At 51.5% G+C, this 3,474-nt stretch carries 2 protein-coding genes; both read right to left on the bottom strand.

What is annotated here, in order from left to right:
• Positions 1-434 precede the first annotated feature (434 nt).
• Positions 435-2,642, bottom strand: a complete 2,208-nt coding sequence (locus tag Q0413_RS04785) for an endonuclease MutS2 (protein ID WP_298987805.1) — start codon at positions 2,640-2,642, stop codon at positions 435-437.
• The gene (locus Q0413_RS04780; RefSeq protein WP_298987802.1) at positions 2,632-3,375 is read right to left on the bottom strand and encodes a hypothetical protein; all 744 of its coding nucleotides are present in this window, start codon (positions 3,373-3,375) and stop codon (positions 2,632-2,634) included. The genes Q0413_RS04785 and Q0413_RS04780 overlap by 11 nt, the downstream gene beginning before the upstream one ends.
• Positions 3,376-3,474: the final 99 nt, after the last annotated feature.

Raw genomic sequence — 3,474 nt, 5'->3', positions numbered from 1 at the left:
GCTACTTACTCTGCTTCGCTGCGCTCGCAAGAAACGCCGCCAGGCTAAGCCTTGCGTTGCTACGCTCGTTTTGCGAGGCGCTCCCCTTTCCCCTTAAAATCCCCTAACCCCTGGCACGCTCAAGGGGCGAGCCTCGCGGCTCGCGTTAAATTCTTTTTATTGCGGCTTGCGCCGCATAAAATTTTAGAATTTCAAATTGAGCTCTTGCGTTTTAAATTTTTAAAATCCTAAGTTTAAATTTAAAAGCTTTATAGCTTCGCGGGCGTAAAATTTAAAATCTCGCGGCGAAATTCTACGTTAAAAGCACCCGTGCTTTTGCAAAACCTCGGCAAAGCATAAATGAAATGAGCGAATTCCGCGTTGCTCGCATCCGCGTCTGAGGCGAAAAACTTTTGAGTCGAAGCTTAGAGCTAAACGAGTCTTTAAACTAAATACTACAGTGATACGACCTTTGAGCCGAAGCCCCCTTCTGCGGGCGTGCCGTCGCGAAAGCCCTTGACGCTCGGGTGCGATTTTAAAAACTCCTTGACCGCGAACGCGAGCTTGCCCGTGCCGATGCCGTGCTTGACGATGATCTCATCAAAGCCCATCACGAGGCTTTGGCTGATAAATTTATCAAGCCTGCTGATCGCTTCCTCGGCGCGTAGGCCGTGCAGATCGAGGCTCAGCGACGCGGAGGCGGGCTTTTGCACCTTGATGCTGATATTTTTTACGGGCGGGGGCACTGCACCGCTACGCTTTAGCTCGCTAAGCGGCACGCGCAGCCTGATGCCGTCGCTTAGCATCAGCGCTTGGGTTTTGCTAAGCGATAAAATTTCGCCCTTGATCTTGCCGTATTTGACGCGATCGCCCACCTTGAGGCTTTGCGGCTCGGGCGTGCTGAGTTCGGGCTGCTGCACGGCCCGTGCGAGCTCGTTTGCGCGGTTTATGGCGCGCTGCTTTTCGCGCATGTCGCCTAGGCTCACGCTGCGTTTGGCCTCCGAAATCGCGCGGTAGTATTCGTTTTGCAGCCTTGAAAGCTCCGCCTTCAGCTCGCTTTGCGCGCGCTCGCGCTGATCTTTTAGAGCCTCGCTTAGCGCGTCTAATTTCTCCTCTTTTTGCTGAGTTTGGGCTAGTTTTTGTTTTAGCTCAAGCTCTAAATTTATCGCTTTTGAGATCGCTTCGTTTAGGTTCTCTTTGTTTTCGCCGTAGTTTTTGCGCGCTGCGGCGATCAAATTTTGCGCTATGCCGTAGCGCAGCGCGGTTTCAAAGGCGTAAGATTTGCCGATCGTGCCCTTTAAAAACTCATATTTCGGCGCGCTGTTTTTCTCGTCGTAAAGCGCCGCTAGCAGCTCCACGCACGGATCCTTTGCAAGCAGCATCGCCAGGCGCTTGTGATGCGTGGTGATGATAATCTTCACGTCGCCGCTTATCAGCTGCTCGATCATCGCGCCGTATAGGCTCGCAGCCTCCTCAAAATCGGTACCCAGCTCGATCTCATCGACGCCGATTAGAATTTCTTTGCGCCCGAATAGCTTGCTAAAGGCAACCATCCTGCCCGCGAAGGTCGAGATGTCGTTTTTGGAGTTTTGCGGATCCTCCATTATGAGCTCGAACTCCTTAAAGGTGCCGATGCGGCTGCCGCTTGCGCGAATAGGCATAGGAAGGAGGTACTTAGCTAGCAGCGCCGCGCTTAGAATGCTTTTTAAAAGCATCGATTTTCCGCCCGCATTCACACCGGTGATGAGCAGAATTTTACCCGTAAATTCCACGCTCACGCGCTTTGGATTTTTAAGCGCGGGGTGGGCGAAGCTGTCTAATACGATGTCGCGCGAGGGCTCAGGCAGGATGAACTCATAATCGCTCGCTCTTGCCATCGCCGCGCGCGCAATCAGCGCATCGATTTGATCGAAGGCGGCGTTTATAAATTTCAGAAAGGCTAAGCTTTTATTAAAAACCGCGCTGATCTGCTTGCAGTGCTCGAAAACGATCTGTTCTTTTTTATCCAAAATCGCGCTTTGAGCGGACTTCAGAGCCGCGATCGCGTCTGGAAGCACGTAAAAATAGCCTCCGCTTGAGCGCGCTACGACGCTGCCTTTTAGCACGTGATTAAAGCCGCCGCGCACCAGCAGAGCCTCGGTATCGCTTATGTAGTGGATCTGCGTGTCGGCAAGATAGGGCGAAAGGGCTTTGGAATAGATCAGCCTTTTTAGCGTCTGCTCGATCTCGTCACGCTTTATCTTAAACGCCTCGTTCAGCGCGCCGAAGCGCTCGTCTATCGCGTCGCGAAAGCCGCCCTGATCGTCGAAATAATCCTTTAGTTGCGCGATGGGCGCAGGAATTTCGATCTTTGCAAACCAAGCGGCGAGTTTGCCCTCAAAAGGCTGCTTTTTGAGATACAGAAAATATCGGACGATCTTGCTAAACTCGTAAATTTCGCTGATATGAAGCACGCCGTGCTTTGAGATGCGCATCAGCGCGTCGTCTAGGTTCGCGACGCTCTCGCACTGCGCCAGATCAAATTTCGTAAGTTCTGAAATTTTTTCAAAATTTAGCTTACTATCGCCGCTTAAAAACAGCGGCTTTTCGCGCGCCAAAAAGCTTTTAAATTTGGCTAGATACTCGCCTAGATCGAGGCGCGTAAAGAGTTCGTCACTGATCATAAACGCACTCTTTGATTTTATAAGTTTTGCCCCTAAACTCCGCGCCCGCGCTTTTTTTGGCGATGAAAGCGCCCAGCGAAAAGGAGTAGGTGAAATTTTCTCGCGTCACGATCTGCGCGGAGCTTTGTTCTTTGTCTGCAGCAAAATTTTGCGTAGCTTTAGAATTCTGCGCGGAGCCTTGAGGATTAGAGGTTTGCGTGTCGTCTCGTTGCGCGGAATTTTGCGGCGTGAGGCTCTGCGTATCGCCTTGCCCTGTAGAATTTTGCAAAGTAGGGCTTTGCGCGGAATTTTGCCCGCCCGAGATGGCGCCGTTTATTTGCACGGCGGAAGCCTGCTCGTTCGTTTGCACCGCGGAGCTTTGCGTATCATTTGCTTGCGCGGCAGAAGCAGCCTTGTCCTGCGCGTTTAAATTTGCCTCGCCGGCTTGCGAACCTAAATTTTTCGCATCCGCACTATGTTTTTCGGAGAAGGAATTTGCCGCGCCGCGAGCTTCGGCAGCGGAATTTATCGCGCCGCCGCATCTTAATCTGGCGCCTGCGTTAAATTTAAACACCATCTCCTCCTCAAGCTTGGCGGAGCGCTCGCTCGCGCTTTCATAAAAATACGCTCCCGCGCACAGCAGTACAATCAGCGCCGTGGCGATGATTTTGGCCCTTTTGCTTAAAATTTCGTCCCGCACGAAAAAGATCGCCGCGATAAATAAAAATGCGAAAACAAATACTAAAAATCTCAAATTTTATCCTTGCCCGCCTGCAGCGGAGTTTGGCTCGTAAATTCAGCTAGAGTTTTCAAGTCTAAAATTCTCCGCGCAGCTGATAGGTGATGTCGCCTG

The organism is uncultured Campylobacter sp., from assembly GCF_938045465.1.
Taxonomy (GTDB): domain Bacteria; phylum Campylobacterota; class Campylobacteria; order Campylobacterales; family Campylobacteraceae; genus Campylobacter_B.
Note: the sequence above shows the minus strand (reverse complement) of the source record. Positions and strands in the feature narration are given on the sequence as shown.

Bases quoted from the DNA above. Each gene is read 5' to 3' on its own strand.
- Q0413_RS04785 (WP_298987805.1), bottom strand. From the start codon at position 2,642: ATGATCAGTGACGAACTCTTTACGCGCCTCGATCTAGGCGAGTATCTA.